The following is a 17308-nucleotide window of genomic DNA, read 5'->3' as shown; positions in this document are numbered from 1 at the left end:
TAATGGTAGTATTTACAGGTTCAACTGTTGAAGAAGCAATCCAGAAAGGATTGAAAGAATTAGATATCCCAAGATTGAAGGCTCACATCAAAGTCATTTCTCGTGAAAAAAATGGCTTTCTTGGTTTATTTGGTAAAAAACCAGCCCAGGTTGACATTGAAGCCATTAGTGAAACAACTGTCATTAAAGCAAATCAACAAGCTGTTAAGGGTGTTCCTAAAGAAATCAATGAACAAAATGAACCGGTCAAAACGGTCAGTGAAGCAACCGTTGATTTGGGGCATGTTGTAGAAGCAATTAAAAAGATTGAAGAAGAAGGCCAAGGGGTTTCTGATGAAGTCAAGGCTGAAATCTTGAAAAATGAAAAACATGCAAACACCATTTTAGAAGAAACTGGGCATATTGAGATTTTAAATGAATTACAGTTTGAAGAAGCTGGTTTCGGGGAAGAAGTAGAAACTCCTATTGTTGAGACTCAAGCTGAAAGTCAAGAATTAGAAGATTTGGGCTTAAAAGTGGAACCGAGTTTTGACATTGAACAAGTAGCTACGGAAGTAACGACTTATGTCCAAACAATCATTGATGATATGGATGTTGAGGCGACGATTTCAAATGATTATAACCGTCGTAGCATCAATCTGCAAATTGATACCAACGAACCAGGTCGTATTATCGGTTACCATGGCAAAGTTTTGAAGGCCTTGCAACTATTGGCTCAAAATTATCTTTATAACCGCTATTCAAGAACTTTCTACATTACTATTAATGTCAATGATTACGTTGAACATCGTGCAGAAGTCTTGCAGACCTACGCTCAAAAATTGGCGACTCGTGTTTTAGAAGAAGGACGTAGTCATCAAACAGATCCCATGTCAAATAGTGAACGCAAGATTATCCATCGTATTATTTCACGTATGGATGGCGTGACTAGTTACTCTGAAGGTGACGAGCCGAATCGCTATGTCGTTGTAGATACAGAATAAACAAAATCAGGGTTATCCTGATTTTTTGCTAGCTGGAGGAGATTAAATTAATGTTGAATAAGATAAGAGACTATCTAGACTTTGCTGGTTTGCAGTACCGTAATCCTGATAAAGCGGGAGCAGAGCGAGAGAAAATGCTGGCATTCCGCCACAAAGGTCAAGAGGCCAGAAAGGCCTTTACAGAGCTAGCCAAATCCTTTCAAGTAAGCCATCCAGAATGGCAACTCCAACAGACTAGCCAGTGGATGAACCAAGCGCAGCGCTTGCGACCACACTTCTGGGCTTATATACAGCGTGAGGGGAAAGTGACAGAACCTATGTTGGCTCTTCGTTTGTATGGAGTACCCTCTGATTTTGGTGTCTCACTAGAAGTTAGTTTTATCGAGCGCAAGAAAGATGAGCAAACTTTAGGCAAGCAGACCAAGGTCCTAGAAGTTCCAGCGGTAGAAGAGATTTATTATCTAGCATACTCTGACGGCCAAAGTCAACGGTGGGAAGCGAACGAAGAAAATCGTCAGATCTTAGTTGAGAAGATAGGCAGTCAAGAAATCCGAAAAGTGTTAGTTAAAGCAGATGTTTCTTTTGTAGAAACCCAATCATTAGAAGTGATTTTAGAAAAATTAGAAGATGCTTATGAACGCTTACTTCCCTACTATCAGGCGACTAGAGGATAGCAAATAGAATACTTGTTTACGTCGAATTGTTTAATTGCTATTCTATGTATTTTTTCATATAATAGTAAAATAGAATGTGATTCACTAATCACCTCAAATAGAAAGGAAATTCTATGTCAAATCTATCTGTTAATGCAATCCGTTTCCTAGGTATTGACGCTATCAACAAAGCCAACTCAGGTCACCCAGGTGTGGTTATGGGAGCAGCTCCGATGGCATACAGCCTCTTTACAAAACAACTTCGTATCAATCCAGCTCAACCAAACTGGATTAACCGCGACCGTTTTATTCTTTCAGCAGGTCATGGTTCAATGCTTCTTTATGCCCTTCTTCACCTTTCTGGCTTTGAAGATGTTAGTATGGATGAAATCAAGAACTTCCGTCAATGGGGTTCAAAAACACCAGGTCACCCAGAATTTGGCCATACAGCGGGGATTGATGCTACAACAGGTCCTCTAGGTCAAGGGATTTCAACTGCTACTGGTTTTGCTCAGGCAGAACGATTCTTGGCAGCCAAATATAACCGTGAAGGATACAATATCTTTGACCACTATACTTATGTTATCTGTGGAGACGGAGACTTGATGGAAGGTGTCTCAAGTGAGGCGGCTTCATACGCAGGTTTGCAAAAGCTAGATAAGTTGGTTGTCCTTTATGATTCAAATGACATCAACTTGGATGGTGAGACAAAGGATTCCTTTACAGAAAGTGTTCGTGACCGTTACAATGCTTACGGTTGGCATACAGCCTTGGTTGAAGATGGAACAGACTTGGAAGCAATCCATGTAGCTATCGAAACAGCAAAAGCTTCAGGTAAACCATCTTTGATTGAAGTGAAAACTGTTATTGGATACGGTTCTCCAAACAAACAAGGAACTAATGCTGTACACGGTGCTCCTCTTGGAGCAGATGAAACTGCAGCAACTCGTCAAGCCCTTGGTTGGGACTACGAACCATTTGAAGTTCCAGAACAAGTATATGCTGATTTCAAAGAACATGTTGCAGACCGTGGTGCATCAGCTTATCAAACTTGGACTAAATTAGTTGCTGATTATAAAGAAGCTCACCCAGAATTGGCTGCAGAAGTAGAAGCCATCATCGATGGACGCGATCCAGTTGAAGTGACTCCAGCAGACTTCCCAGCATTAGAAAATGGCTTCTCTCAAGCAACTCGTAATTCAAGCCAAGATGCCTTGAATGTTGTGGCAGCTAAGTTACCAACTTTCTTGGGTGGATCAGCTGACCTAGCTCACTCAAACATGACTTATATCAAGACTGACGGACTTCAAGACGATGCTAATCGCTTGAACCGTAACATTCAGTTTGGTGTTCGTGAATTTGCAATGGGAACGATCTTGAACGGGATGGCCCTTCACGGTGGACTTCGTGTATACGGTGGAACTTTCTTTGTCTTCTCTGACTATGTGAAGGCAGCTGTCCGCTTGTCAGCCTTACAAGGACTTCCTGTGACTTATGTCTTTACCCACGATTCAATCGCAGTTGGTGAAGATGGTCCAACTCACGAACCAGTTGAGCACTTAGCAGGTCTTCGTGCTATGCCAAATCTAAATGTTTTCCGTCCAGCAGATGCGCGTGAAACTCAAGCAGCTTGGTACCTTGCAGTGACAAGTGAGAAAGCACCAACTGCCCTTGTCTTGACACGTCAAAACTTGACTGTTGAAGAGGGAACAGACTTCGACAAGGTTGCTAAAGGTGCTTATGTTGTCTATGAAACTGCAGCAGACTTTGATACAATCTTGATTGCGACAGGTTCAGAGGTCAATCTAGCTGTCTCAGCAGCTAAAGAATTGGCTAGTCAAGGAGAAAAAGTTCGCGTAGTCAGCATGCCATCTACAGATGTCTTTGATAAACAAGATGCAGCATACAAGGAAGAAATTCTTCCAAATGCAGTTCGCCGTCGTGTTGCAGTCGAAATGGGTGCAAGTCAAAACTGGTACAAATACGTTGGTCTTGATGGTGCCGTTCTAGGTATTGATACCTTCGGAGCCTCTGCCCCAGCACCAAAAGTATTGGCAGAATATGGCTTTACTGTCGAAAATCTTGTAAAAGTCGTTCAAAATTTGAAATAATCCTAAAAATCAGGGCGCAAGCTCTGGTTTTTCTTATTAGAAAAGCAAGGTACAATCTTGTAAAAGTAGCTGAAATTTGATATAGTAGTCCTATGTAAAAGACAAAGGAGAAGAAAATGAATCCAAATTATACATTTTTAATTATGCTTGTAGCGATGTTGGGCTTGATGTTCTTTATGCAACGCTCTCAAAAGAAACAAGCACAAAAACGTATGGAAAGCTTAAATAAACTACAAAAGGGCTATGAAGTGATTACAATCGGTGGACTTTACGGAACAGTTGATGAAGTAGATACTGAGAAGAGAACGATTGTTCTTGATGTAGATGGAGTTTACTTGACTTTTGAACTAGCTGCTATCAAGACCGTATTACCGCTGAAAGAAACAGCTTCACTCGAAGGTGCAATTGAAAAATAAGACGGGATTACTAACTCCCGTTTTTCTATAAAAGAAAGGAAATGGGATGAAAAAACTAGTCTTTGTCTGTTTGGGGAATATTTGTCGCAGCCCTATGGCCGAGTTTGTTATGAAATCAATGACAGATAATTATGAAATCCAAAGTCGAGCGACTTCCTCTTGGGAACATGGTAATCCGATTCATAAGGGAACTCAAGGGATTTTTCAACAGTATGAGATTCCTTATGAAAAAGGCAAGACATCGCTTCAGATTAGTAAGGAAGATTTTGAAGCCTTTGATTATATTATCGGTATGGATGCTTCAAATGTTTCTGACTTACGTCAGATGTGTCCAGCAGACTGTCAAGATAAGATTTACTCATTCGCATCTGAAAGTGTTCCAGATCCTTGGTATACAGGAGATTTTGAGGAAACCTATCAGCGTGTTCAGGAGGGGTGTCAAGCATGGTTAGAACGTTTAGAGAAGGAGAGTGAAGATGGAAAATCTTAAGAATTTTTACGAAAAGTATCGTGTCTATCTGACTCGCCCACGTTTAGAGCTTTTGGCAGTAGTTACGATTGTTTTTTGTGCTGTGCTCGTCTTTTTTCTAAATATTCCCGGAAAAGGTGTTCTAAAGCTTGATAATGGAACCATTGTTTACGATGGCAGTCTTGTACGTGGTAAAATGAATGGCCAAGGAACCATTACTTTCCAAAATGGAGACCAATATACAGGTGGCTTCAACAATGGAGCCTTCAACGGAAAAGGTACCTTTCAATCTAAAGAAGGCTGGACCTACGAAGGTGATTTTGTAAATGGTCAGGCTGAAGGAAAAGGAAAACTAACAACAGAACAAGAAGTCGTTTATGAAGGGACTTTTAAACAAGGCGTTTTTCAACAAAAATAAAGCCTCCTTATCAAAGGAGGTATTGTTAGCATCTAAAAGTAAGCGCTTACTAGAAAATCTATCTCTTTCCAATCCCCTCTTCCAATTAAGCTTGTGAAATAAAAAATATTTGAAATAAATTTCACAAACTCTAAAGAAAAAACTTGATAAGTAAAGAAAATGATAAAAAATTCACAAACAATAAAAAATTCTTTGTGAAATGTTTATGAAACTGTTTACAAAGTTGAAATAATGCGTTATAATAAACTTGTGAAAAAATTAACAAAGGATATCAATCCTTGAAAGCTATGGAGGAAAATATGGCTGATAAAAAAACTGTGACACCAGAAGAAAAGAAACTCGCTGCTGAAAAGCATGTCGACGGCTTGGTGCAAAAAGCTTTAGTTGCTCTTGAGGAAATGCGTAAACTCGACCAAGAACAGGTCGACTACATCGTAGCTAAAGCGTCAGTGGCAGCTTTGGATGCCCACGGAGAATTGGCTCTACATGCCTATGAAGAAACAGGACGTGGTGTATTTGAAGATAAAGCAACTAAGAACTTGTTTGCTTGTGAACACGTAGTAAACAACATGCGCCACACTAAGACAGTTGGCGTTATCGAAGAAGACGATGTAACAGGTTTGACTCTTATTGCTGAACCAGTTGGTGTTGTCTGTGGTATCACTCCAACAACAAACCCAACATCAACAGCAATCTTCAAATCATTGATTTCATTGAAGACACGTAATCCAATCGTTTTTGCTTTCCACCCATCAGCTCAAGAATCATCAGCTCACGCAGCTCAAATCGTTCGTGATGCTGCGATTAAAGCAGGAGCTCCTGAAAACTGCGTACAGTGGATCACTCAACCATCTATGGAAGCAACTAGTGCGCTTATGAACCACGAAGGTGTTGCAACAATCCTTGCAACAGGTGGTAATGCCATGGTTAAAGCTGCATACTCATGTGGTAAACCAGCTCTTGGAGTAGGTGCCGGAAACGTTCCAGCTTATGTTGAAAAATCAGCTAACATCCGCCAAGCTGCACACGATATCGTCATGTCTAAATCATTTGATAATGGTATGGTCTGTGCATCTGAACAAGCGGTTATCATTGATAAAGAAATTTACGATGAATTTGTAGCAGAGTTCAAATCATATCACACTTACTTTGTAAACAAAAAAGAAAAAGCACTTCTTGAAGAATTCTGCTTCGGCGTGAAAGCAAACAGCAAAAACTGTGCTGGTGCAAAATTGAACGCTGACATCGTTGGTAAACCAGCAACTTGGATTGCAGAACAAGCAGGATTTACAGTTCCAGAAGGAACAAACATTCTTGCTGCTGAATGTAAAGAAGTTGGTGAAAACGAGCCATTGACCCGTGAAAAATTGTCACCAGTTATCGCAGTTTTGAAATCTGAAAGCCGTGAAGATGGTATTGCCAAAGCTCGTCAAATGGTTGAATTTAACGGTCTTGGTCACTCAGCAGCTATCCACACAGCTGACGAAGAATTGACTAAAGAATTTGGTAAAGCTGTTAAAGCTATTCGTGTTATCTGTAACTCACCTTCTACTTTCGGTGGTATCGGGGACGTTTACAATGCCTTCTTGCCATCATTGACACTCGGATGTGGTTCTTACGGACGTAACTCAGTTGGGGATAACGTTAGTGCCATTAACCTTTTGAATATCAAAAAAGTCGGAAGACGGAGAAATAACATGCAATGGATGAAACTTCCTTCAAAAACATACTTTGAACGTGATTCAATTCAATACCTTCAAAAATGTCGTGACGTTGAGCGTGTCATGATCGTTACTGACCACGCTATGGTAGAGCTTGGCTTCCTTGATCGTATCATCGAACAGCTTGACCTTCGTCGCAATAAGGTTGTTTACCAAATCTTTGCAGATGTAGAACCAGATCCAGATATCACTACAGTTGAACGTGGTACTGAGATCATGCGTGCCTTCAAACCAGATACAATCATCGCTCTTGGTGGTGGATCACCAATGGATGCTGCTAAAGTAATGTGGCTCTTCTATGAGCAACCAGAAGTGGACTTCCGTGACCTTGTACAAAAATTCATGGATATCCGTAAACGTGCTTTCAAATTCCCATTGCTTGGTAAGAAGACTAAATTCATCGCTATCCCAACTACATCTGGTACAGGATCTGAAGTAACTCCATTTGCCGTTATCTCTGATAAAGCAAACAACCGTAAATACCCAATCGCTGACTATTCATTGACACCAACTGTGGCAATCGTAGACCCTGCTTTGGTATTGACAGTTCCTGGATTTGTAGCTGCTGATACTGGTATGGACGTATTGACTCACGCAACTGAAGCATACGTATCACAAATGGCTAGCGACTACACTGACGGACTTGCGCTTCAAGCAATCAAACTTGTATTCGAAAACCTTGAAAGTTCAGTTAAGAATGCAGACTTCCACTCACGTGAGAAAATGCATAACGCTTCAACAATCGCTGGTATGGCCTTTGCGAATGCCTTCCTAGGTATTTCTCACTCAATGGCCCATAAGATTGGTGCGCAATTCCACACAATCCATGGTCGTACAAATGCAATCTTGCTTCCATACGTCATTCGTTACAACGGTACTCGCCCAGCTAAGACAGCTACATGGCCTAAGTACAACTACTACCGTGCAGACGAGAAATATCAAGATATCGCTCGTATGCTTGGACTTCCAGCTTCTACACCAGAAGAAGGGGTTGAATCTTTTGCAAAAGCTGTTTACGAACTCGGTGAGCGCGTAGGTATCGAAATGAACTTCAAAGCACAAGGTGTTGACGAAAAAGAATGGAAAGAACATTCACGTGAGTTGGCCTTCCTTGCTTATGAAGACCAATGTTCACCTGCAAACCCACGTCTTCCAATGGTTGACCATATGCAAGAAATCATCGAAGATGCTTACTATGGTTACAAAGAAAGACCAGGACGCCGTAAATAATTGTTTATCAGCCTAGAGGCAGGGAATCCCTGTCTCTTTTTTTGTAATTCTATTTGAAAAATGGTATAATCATCGCATATATTTATTTGAAAATCAAATCTTTTATAATCATGCGAGGGGCAAATGAACAAGATAAATGAGTTAGGGGATAAAGTGCGACTTTTAAGAGAGGAGAAAGGACTTAGTCGTCCAGTTTTTTGTGGGGATGAGTCTGAATTATCAGTGCGTCAGTTGGTGAGAATCGAAAAAGGAGAATTTCGACCGACTATAAAAACACTAGAATATATTGCAGATAGATTAGAAATTCCATCCTACGTCTTGATGCCAGATTATAAGGAACTGCCTAAACGCTACCAAGAATTAAAGTACTTTCTTTTACATCACCCTGACTATGGAGACAAGGAGTTGCAAGAACAAAAGGAAGAATATTTTGATGAGATTTTTGAGTGTTTTTATGATGACCTGCCCCGTGATGAGAAGATGATAGTGGACTGCCTTCAGGCAATAGATGCAGTGAGAGCGACTAGTAATTCTTTATACGGAAGTGGTGTGATTGAGGACAGTCTTCAAGACTTACTATCCAGAGATGTATATAAGGCTGAGGAATTGTTGAAATTGAGACTGTATTTTCTTTGTCAGTTAATGGATGGTTTAAACGAGGGTGAGATAAAAAAGTCTGAGCATGAAACTATTCTTTATTTTCATGACAAATTAAGTTCTCAGGTTGATAAGATAGAGTTCGATTGTTTGGACTTACTTAGAGACTCCTTGTTAGCTTCTTTAACTTGTATAGAGGTTATGGGGTTGCTTCATTATTTTAAGAGGGCAGTCGAGACCTTAAATAAAATAGGGCAAAAAACACGAGATTTTCAAAAACAACCGATTGTCTTGATGGTGGAGTGGAAATATTATATTCAGATGGATTATGATACAGCTAAACAAAAGTATGAAGAAGCAAAAATGATGGCGAGGATGTTTGGCAATGAGAAGTTAATCGTTAGTTTAGATAATGAATGGGCCGAGGATCTAGAAAGATATCGTTAAAGAGTTTATAGGAGTGACATTTCTGTCATTGGGGAAATGTCGCTTTTTTGTTAAAATGAATTTTACTTGATATACATCCAGAAGCAAACTAGGCAATAGAGAGAATATTCTAAGTAATAGGCCCATAGGGTAAATCAGTGCTGATGTAGCTTAAAGGATTTTCTATAAGTGTGATGTATGATGATAACAGTTTCAAACAAGGAGGAAAGAATGTCCATTTTATCCATTAAAAATATTTCAAAGTTTTACACTTTGGACGGTAAACATCAAGAACAGGCTTTAAAGAATATAAACCTGCAAATCGCAAAAGGTAAAATTACAGCGATTTACGGGCCGTCAGGCTGTGGCAAAACTAGCTTGCTAAACATCATCAGTGGTCTAGATAGACAATATGAAGGAGTTTTAGAATTTAAAGGGGAATCTCTCCGTGACTTATCAGAGATTGAACTAACTCAATTTCGTAAAAACAAGATTGGATTTGTGTTTCAAAACTTCAACCTCATTCCTCATCAATCTGTCTTGGACAATGTCAAGCTACCTCTCTATGTCAAAGATTTATCTGACAGGGAGATGACAATGATTGCAAAGGAGCAATTAAGTAGCTTAGGAATGGAGCCTTTTATGGCTAAAAATGTTAAACAGCTTTCTGGCGGGCAAAAGCAACGTGTAGCAATCGCGCGTGCCTTGGTAAATCAGCCTGATATGATTGTAGCAGACGAGCCAACGGGTTCGCTGGATTCTCAATCCCAAGAAATGGTATTGGAGGTATTTAAAAATTTAGCCCAAACAGGGAAAACAGTATTGATTGTAACCCATAATCCAGAGGTTGCCGAATATGCAGATGTGATTATCAAAATGAAGGATGGTGAAGTCGTTGAAGAAGTCACAAAATAAAGGATTATCATTGAAAAATAAATTCAAACTTTCTTTAAATAACTTTATGGAAAGAAAGTGGCGTAACCTATTGATTGCGCTAGCAACCTCAATCGGTTTTGTAGGAGTCTTAATTTCTTTTGGCTTGGGAAATGCATTGATTTCGATGATTGATGAAAATACGAATGGAGGTCAAATCCCTTCTCAAGTTCAGATTGCTTTAAACACAGAAAATGCTGGACGAGGCTTTTTGAACCAAGATGATAAGAACTATATCACGGATACAGTTGGGAAAGAAGCTATTAAATATTTGGAGAGTCCTTTTGGGATGACCATGTCAAATATTACTATAGATGGGCAAGAAATGGATCTGAGTCAAACGATGCCTTCTTATGCTCAAGTAGTGAGTCTCTATGAGGATACAAGTATTTCTGTTAGTAGTAATGAGGCGGACAAAGTATTAGCCGGTTCCCTCTATACTGATGCAAATGAACAGGGCTTGACGATTCCAAGCAGTTTACTAAAAAGTTGGAATGAACAGACAGGAAAAAATCTGACGGCTAGTGATATTATTGGCAAATCAGTCTCAGCCAGCATTGTAGAAAATGCTGCTGAAGCTAGCAAGACTGCTCAATTTCAAACGAAGATTGTGCGTGTAATCAATGATGAAGATGACATGGAGGATAGCAACAGTTTCATGCCGTCTAATCAAATGGAAACAATTTTGAAAGAAGCTGGATTTACAAAAGCTGTATCTTATTTTATCTTGGAACTTAAAGATCCATCACAGACAAAAGTGGTAACAGAAGAATTGCAGAAAAATAAGAAGTATACTGTTCTTTCTCAACAGAAGGTTCTTGATATTGTGATTACTTTTATTCGTGTTATTCAGGGATTGTTGATTGTGCTTTCATCACAAGCTATTGTGGTAGCAGCGGTCATGATTGGCATCATCATTTACATTAATATCATGCAACGTTCTAAGGAAATAGGTGTCATGAAGGCAGTTGGTTATCAAAATCGCGATGTCAAAGGAATTTTTATTTACGAGGCTATTTGGATTGTAGGAATCGCCTTGCTGCTGGCATTTTTGGTTGCACAAGGGGTGGGAAGTTTGGCGAATGCGGTTGTAAATCACTTTTACCCATCCATCACGAAGGTTTTTGAATTAAATCTTCTATCTATTTTAGGAACTCTAGCTTTTGCTCTATTACTTGGTTATGTCTCAGCCTACTTCCCAGCACGTAAAATTAGTAAAATGGATCCTGTAGAATCGCTACGATATGAATAGTAAGGAAGTTCTTGATTTATAGCCTGAAAAAGAAACTAACATAGAAAAACAATGCCCGTACTTGCAATTAAACTTAAATAGTTATATAATAGGTTTGTTGAAAGGTGATTTGTAGTGATTCAAGTTACTCTTTTCACAATAAAAATTTCATGATTTTCATAAGGAGGAAATCACTAATGGTAGTTAAAGTTGGTATTAACGGTTTCGGACGTATCGGTCGTCTTGCTTTCCGTCGTATCCAAAACGTAGAAGGTGTTGAAGTTACTCGTATCAACGACCTTACAGATCCAGTTATGCTTGCACACTTGTTGAAATACGACACAACTCAAGGTCGTTTCGACGGTACTGTTGAAGTTAAAGAAGGTGGATTTGAAGTTAACGGTAAATTCATCAAAGTTTCTGCTGAACGTGATCCAGAACAAATCGACTGGGCTAACGACGGTGTAGAAATCGTTCTTGAAGCTACTGGTTTCTTTGCTAAGAAAGCAGCTGCTGAAAAACACTTGCACGCTGGTGGAGCTAAAAAAGTTGTTATCACTGCTCCTGGTGGAAACGACGTTAAAACAGTTGTATTCAACACTAACCACGACGTTCTTGACGGTACTGAAACAGTTATCTCAGGTGCTTCATGTACTACAAACTGCTTGGCTCCTATGGCTAAAGCTCTTCAAGATAACTTTGGTGTTGTTGAAGGATTGATGACTACTATCCACGCTTACACTGGTGACCAAATGATCCTTGACGGACCACACCGTGGTGGTGACCTTCGCCGTGCTCGCGCTGGTGCTGCAAACATCGTTCCTAACTCAACTGGTGCTGCAAAAGCTATCGGTCTTGTAATCCCAGAATTGAACGGTAAACTTGACGGATCTGCACAACGCGTTCCAACTCCAACTGGATCAGTTACTGAATTGGTAGCAGTTCTTGAAAAGAACGTTACTGTTGATGAAGTGAACGCAGCTATGAAAGCAGCTTCAAACGAATCATACGGTTACACAGAAGATCCAATCGTATCTTCAGATATCGTAGGTATGTCTTACGGTTCATTGTTTGACGCAACTCAAACTAAAGTTCTTGACGTTGACGGTAAACAATTGGTTAAAGTTGTATCATGGTACGACAACGAAATGTCATACACTGCACAACTTGTTCGTACTCTTGAATACTTCGCAAAAATCGCTAAATAATTCATGAGTCGATAAAAAGCAAGGCCTCTTGGTCTTGCTTTTCTTATATGGAAAAATGGATGACACAATCATCCATTCTTTTTTAATTCTCTTTCGAAAGTATCTGAAAGTGCATTGAAGCTTAATTTCTCTAGAGTAAGTGGATGGGTAAAGGACAGTCGAAAGGCATGAAGCATAAGCCGACTTGTCTTTGATTTACTATTATAGAGAGGGTCGCCCAAAATAGGGAAGTTATGATGCGAAAGGTGCACACGAATCTGATGGGTTCGCCCTGTCTTTAGTTTGCAACGAACTAATGAAGTCTTGTTTGAGAATTGCTTTAATCTGCTTACATGCGTTTCAGCATATTGCCCATTTTTTGCATCAACTATTCTTTTTCTACGATCATGGCGATCACGTCCGATTTTGTCTTTGAAAACAAGTTCTTTACGGCTGACATTTCCATCAACTAGAGCCCAATATTCCCTGGCAATCTCTTTTTTCTCCAGTAAGCGATTGAGAATAGGCAGGATAAAAGGATTTTTGGCAAAGAGAACCAAGCCACTGGTTTCCATGTCTAGACGATGAACGACATAGCAGGTTTGGCCAACATAGGCACTGACATGGTTAAGAAGGGCGATTTCGTTTGGCTGATTACCATGCGTTTTCATCCCCTCTGGTTTGTTCACAATAACTAAGTGTTGATCTTGATAAACTTCCTGAACAAGCTCAGAGTTGCCCCAAGGAATTTCCTTTTTGGGATAATCTTCCTCATCAAAAGTTAACTGGCAAATATCTCCAGGATTTACCATCTCGTTCCAGTGAACTTCTTCTTGATTTATCAAAATATGTTTCTTGATTCTCAAAAAATGACGGATTTTTCTAGGGATGAGGAGTTGTTCCTCAAGTAATTGCTTTACCGTCATTTGAGGTAGAGAGTCTGGTAATGTAAATGTGAATTTCATACAGATATTGTAACAAAAAAAGCCCTATTTGGATAGGAAATAGCTAAATTCTTGTCTTCCTATGACGAAGATGATAAAATAAACGCATGAAATTAGATAAATTATTCGAGAAATTTCTTTCTCTTTTTAAAAAAGAAACAAGTGAACTAGAGGACTCTGATTCTACTAGCTTACGTCGCTCTCGTAGTGATCGAAAAAAATTAGCCCAAGTAGGTCCAATTCGAAAATTCTGGCGTCGCTATCATCTAACAAAGATTGTCCTTATACTAGGTTTGAGTGCAAGTTTGCTAGTTGGAACCTATTTGTTTGCTGTAGCCAAGTCAACCAATGTCAATGATTTGCAAAATGCCTTGAAAACTCGAACTATCATTTTTGACCGTGAAGAAAAAGAGGCTGGTGCCTTGTCTGGTCAAAAAGGAACCTATGTTGAATTGACTGATATCAGTAAAAATTTGCAGAATGCCGTTATTGCGACAGAAGACCGTTCTTTTTATAAAAATGACGGGATTAACTATGGTCGTTTCTTCTTGGCTATTGTAACTGCTGGTCGTTCAGGTGGTGGTTCTACTATTACCCAACAGCTGGCTAAAAATGCCTATCTGTCACAGGATCAAACTGTTGAGAGAAAAGCGAAAGAATTTTTCCTTGCTTTAGAATTAACCAAAAAATATAGTAAGGATCAAATTCTAACCATGTACCTTAACAACGCTTATTTTGGAAATGGTGTGTGGGGTGTAGAAGATGCGAGTAAGAAATACTTTGGAGTTTCTGCATCAGAAGTGAGTTTAGATCAAGCTGCTACTCTGGCAGGGATGCTCAAAGGGCCGGAACTGTATAATCCCTTGAATTCTGTAGAAGATTCTACCAATCGGCGCGATACTGTCTTGCAAAATATGCTTGCAGCGGGTTACATTGATAAAAATCAAGAAACCGAAGCTGCAGAAGTTGATATGACTTCGCAATTACACGATAGGTATGAAGGAAAAATCTCAGATTACCGCTATCCTTCTTACTTTGATGCGGTGGTTAATGAAGCCGTTTCCAAGTATAATCTAACAGAGGAAGAGATTGTCAATAATGGCTACCGCATTTATACAGAGCTGGACCAAAACTATCAAGCAAATATGCAGGTTGTCTATGAAAATACAGCTCTATTTCCTAGGGCGGAGGATGGAACATTTGCTCAATCAGGAAGTGTGGCTCTCGAACCGAAAACAGGTGGAGTTCGTGGAGTTGTCGGTCAGGTTGCTGGCAATGATAAAACTGGATTCCGGAGTTTCAACTATGCAACTCAATCAAAACGTAGCCCTGGTTCTACAATTAAGCCTTTAGTTGTTTATACGCCTGCAGTTGAAGCTGGCTGGGCTTTGAATAAGCGGTTGGATAACCATACCATGCAGTATGACAGCTATAAGGTTGATAACTATGCAGGGATCAAAACGAGTCGAGAAGTTCCTATGTATCAAGCCTTGGCAGAATCGCTTAATCTGCCTGCTGTTGCCACTGTTAATGATTTGGGCGTTGATAAGGCTTTTGAGGCGGGCGAAAAATTCGGACTCAACATGGAAAAGGTCGATCGTGTTCTTGGCGTCGCCTTGGGAAGCGGTGTTGAAACCAACCCTCTTCAAATGGCTCAAGCATATGCTGCCTTTGCAAATGAAGGTTTAATGCCGGAAGCTCATTTTATTAGTAGAATTGAAAATGCTAGTGGTCAGGTCATTGCGAGCCATAAAAATTCACAAAAACGGGTGATTGATAAGTCTGTAGCTGACAAGATGACTAGTATGATGTTGGGGACATTCACCAACGGTACCGGTGTTAGTTCATCGCCTGCAGACTATGTCATGGCAGGAAAAACTGGAACAACTGAAGCTGTTTTCAATCCTGAATACACAAGTGACCAGTGGGTAATTGGTTATACTCCGGATGTAGTGATTAGTCACTGGCTTGGTTTCCCTACCACTGATGAAAGTCACTATCTAGCAGGATCTACTTCAAACGGTGCAGCTCATGTCTTTAGAAACATTGCCAATACCATTTTACCTTATACGCCAGGAAGTACCTTTACAGTTGAAAATGCTTATAAGCAAAATGGAATTGCACCAGCCAATACAAGAAATCAAGTACAGAGTAATGAAGAAAATCAGGCGGATAATAGCCTTTCTGATATTAGAAGTCGTGCACAAAATCTGGTAGATGAGGCTAGCCGTGCTATCTCGGATGCTAAAATTAAGGAAAAGGCTCAAACGATATGGGATTCGGTAGTCAATCTATTTCGTTAAGATGCTTGTCAAAGCCTAGCTTTCTTGTTATAATAGATAAGATGGAGGCGTTATGGCACTAAAAAAAGCAAGCCTAGCTTGTGCGGTTTGTGGTTCGAGAAACTATTCAATCAAGATCAGCGGAAACCCCAAGCCAACACGACTAGAAGTAAATAAATTTTGTAAACATTGTGGTAAGTACACTACACACAGAGAGACGAGATAGGAGAGAGCGATGCGTTTTATTGGAGATATTTTTAGACTTCTTAAAGACACAACATGGCCAACTCGCAAGGAAAGCTGGAGAGATTTTCGTTCTATCATGGAATACACTGCTTTCTTTGTTGTGATTATTTATATTTTTGACAAGTTGATTGTTTCAGGTTTGATTCGATTTATTAACATTTTTTAGAAGATTTGTGGAGTTATTTACGCCAAAAATATTCTATTATGAAAGGAAGTATCATGGATAGTTTTGATAAAGGATGGTTTGTTTTACAAACCTATTCTGGTTATGAAAATAAGGTAAAAGAAAATCTATTACAACGTGCACAAACCTACAATATGTTGGATAATATATTACGTGTTGAAATTCCAACACAAACAGTGCAAGTTGAAAAAAATGGAAAGAGAAAAGAAGTAGAAGAAAATCGCTTTCCAGGTTATGTTCTTGTGGAAATGGTGATGACAGATGAAGCTTGGTTTGTTGTTCGAAATACACCAAACGTTACAGGATTCGTCGGATCTCACGGGAATAGATCGAAACCAACTCCATTATTGGAACAAGAAATTCGTGATATCTTGGTTTCTATGGGACAAACTGTACAAGAGTTTGATATCGATGTTGAAGTTGGTCAAACTGTACGTATCATTGATGGTGCTTTTGCAGATTATACTGGTAAGATTACAGAGATTGATAACAATAAAGTGAAGATGATTATCTCTATGTTTGGTAATGACACAATAGCAGAAGTAAACCTAAACCAAATTGCAGAATTATAACCCAGAGAGAGGCTTGCCCTCTCTTTTTTGTGCAGTTGAGGCAGTGTAGAGAACAGAATGGGGGAAATGGGACAAAAGTGTTTCTGAATCTGTTAGACTGTATCTAGAAAGGGGAACAATATGATTGAAGAATTGTATAAAGAAGTCCAGGGAATTGTGTACAAGTGTAGAAATGAATATTACCTTCATTTATGGGAGCTATCGGATTGGGAACAAGAGGGTATGATTTGCTTACATGAATTGATCAGTAGAGAAGAAGAGCTGGCAGAAGATATTCCTCGTTTAAGGAAATATTTTAAAACCAAGTTTCGGAATCGAATCCTAGACTATATCCGTAAGCAAGAAAGTCAAAAACGAAGATATGATAAAGAACCCTATGAAGAAGTAGGTGAGCTTAGTCATCGTATCAGTGAGGGCGGTCTCTGGCTAGATGATTATTATCTCTTTCATGAGACACTAAGAAATTATAGAAACAAACAAAGTAAAGATAAACAAGAAGAGTTAGAACGCGTCTTAAGAAATGAACGCTTCCGAGGTCGTCAAAGAGTATTAAGAGACTTACGTATTGTATTTAAAGAGTTTGACATCCGTACATACTAGGAAGCCATGCAAAAAATGAAAAAAGATAAAAAAGGTGTTGACAAAGGTGAAAAAGTCTGTATAATAGTAAGAGTTGAAAATAACAACTCAGGTCCGTTGGTCAAG

At 39.4% G+C, this 17308-nt stretch carries 17 protein-coding genes; 16 read left to right on the top strand and 1 reads right to left on the bottom strand.

From position 1 onward, the window contains the following. The first annotated feature begins 2 nt into the window (after positions 1-2). The 11 genes from jag to gap all read left to right on the top strand — a co-directional run bounded on the left by jag (position 3) and on the right by gap (position 12396). Positions 3-983 (top strand): RNA-binding cell elongation regulator Jag/EloR, encoded by a 981-nt coding sequence (jag, locus tag CBI42_RS05825; protein WP_094753484.1) that lies wholly within the window; start codon positions 3-5, stop codon positions 981-983. 50 nt (positions 984-1033) lie between these two features. After that, complete coding sequence (locus CBI42_RS05820; protein WP_094753483.1) at positions 1034-1657, top strand: ribonuclease P; 624 nt, start codon at positions 1034-1036, stop codon at positions 1655-1657. Between the two features lie 113 nt (positions 1658-1770). Further along, entirely contained in the window at positions 1771-3747 is a 1977-nt protein-coding gene (gene tkt, locus CBI42_RS05815) for a transketolase (RefSeq protein WP_094753482.1), read from the top strand. A 116-nt stretch (positions 3748-3863) separates the two neighbouring features. Further along, complete coding sequence (yajC, locus tag CBI42_RS05810; RefSeq protein WP_001069289.1) at positions 3864-4163, top strand: preprotein translocase subunit YajC; 300 nt, start codon at positions 3864-3866, stop codon at positions 4161-4163. 46 nt (positions 4164-4209) lie between these two features. Then, positions 4210-4653, top strand: coding sequence for a low molecular weight protein-tyrosine-phosphatase (locus CBI42_RS05805; protein ID WP_094753481.1), 444 nt, complete (start codon positions 4210-4212; stop codon positions 4651-4653). Next, complete coding sequence (locus CBI42_RS05800) at positions 4640-5050, top strand: MORN repeat-containing protein (RefSeq protein WP_020902388.1); 411 nt, start codon at positions 4640-4642, stop codon at positions 5048-5050. Before CBI42_RS05805 ends, CBI42_RS05800 begins: the two co-directional genes overlap by 14 nt. Before the next feature lie 299 nt (positions 5051-5349). Continuing rightward, on the top strand, positions 5350-8001 hold the full coding sequence (gene adhE / locus CBI42_RS05795) for a bifunctional acetaldehyde-CoA/alcohol dehydrogenase (RefSeq protein WP_094753480.1): 2652 nt from the start codon (positions 5350-5352) through the stop codon (positions 7999-8001). Between the two features lie 123 nt (positions 8002-8124). Next, positions 8125-9045 (top strand): helix-turn-helix domain-containing protein, encoded by a 921-nt coding sequence (locus CBI42_RS05790; protein WP_094753479.1) that lies wholly within the window; start codon positions 8125-8127, stop codon positions 9043-9045. Positions 9046-9255: 210 nt separating this feature from the next. Then, entirely contained in the window at positions 9256-9939 is a 684-nt protein-coding gene (locus CBI42_RS05785) for an ABC transporter ATP-binding protein (RefSeq protein ID WP_094753478.1), read from the top strand. Further along, a complete protein-coding gene (locus CBI42_RS05780; RefSeq protein ID WP_179211370.1) occupies positions 9908-11209 on the top strand; it encodes an ABC transporter permease in 1302 nt (433 codons plus the stop codon). Before CBI42_RS05785 ends, CBI42_RS05780 begins: the two co-directional genes overlap by 32 nt. Positions 11210-11385: 176 nt before the next feature. After that, on the top strand, positions 11386-12396 hold the full coding sequence (gene gap, locus CBI42_RS05775; protein ID WP_033687386.1) for a type I glyceraldehyde-3-phosphate dehydrogenase: 1011 nt from the start codon (positions 11386-11388) through the stop codon (positions 12394-12396). 68 nt (positions 12397-12464) lie between these two features. Here gap and CBI42_RS05770 read toward each other — a convergent pair whose 3' ends face one another. Next, entirely contained in the window at positions 12465-13340 is an 876-nt protein-coding gene (locus CBI42_RS05770; RefSeq protein WP_094753477.1) for an RluA family pseudouridine synthase, read from the bottom strand. Positions 13341-13426: 86 nt separating this feature from the next. Here CBI42_RS05770 and pbp2a point away from each other — a divergent pair, with 86 nt between their 5' ends. The 5 genes from pbp2a (at position 13427) to CBI42_RS05745 (ending at position 17203) form a co-directional block, all read left to right on the top strand. Next, positions 13427-15622 carry a penicillin-binding protein PBP2A gene (gene pbp2a, locus CBI42_RS05765; protein ID WP_094753476.1) on the top strand — a complete coding sequence of 732 codons (2196 nt, stop codon included), beginning with the start codon at positions 13427-13429 and terminating at the stop codon, positions 15620-15622. A gap of 52 nt (positions 15623-15674) precedes the next feature. Beyond that, the gene (rpmG, locus tag CBI42_RS05760) at positions 15675-15827 is read left to right on the top strand and encodes a 50S ribosomal protein L33 (protein WP_001809375.1); all 153 of its coding nucleotides are present in this window, start codon (positions 15675-15677) and stop codon (positions 15825-15827) included. 9 nt (positions 15828-15836) lie between these two features. Then, entirely contained in the window at positions 15837-16013 is a 177-nt protein-coding gene (gene secE, locus CBI42_RS05755; protein WP_001210990.1) for a preprotein translocase subunit SecE, read from the top strand. A gap of 53 nt (positions 16014-16066) precedes the next feature. After that, entirely contained in the window at positions 16067-16603 is a 537-nt protein-coding gene (nusG, locus tag CBI42_RS05750; protein ID WP_049492454.1) for a transcription termination/antitermination protein NusG, read from the top strand. A gap of 120 nt (positions 16604-16723) precedes the next feature. Further along, positions 16724-17203, top strand: a complete 480-nt coding sequence (locus CBI42_RS05745) for a sigma-70 family RNA polymerase sigma factor (RefSeq protein WP_061590186.1) — start codon at positions 16724-16726, stop codon at positions 17201-17203. The last annotated feature ends 105 nt before the right edge of the window (positions 17204-17308 follow it).

The organism is Streptococcus sp. KR, assembly GCF_002238115.1.
Taxonomy (GTDB): Bacteria; Bacillota; Bacilli; order Lactobacillales; family Streptococcaceae; genus Streptococcus.
Note: the sequence above shows the minus strand (reverse complement) of the source record. Positions and strands in the feature narration are given on the sequence as shown.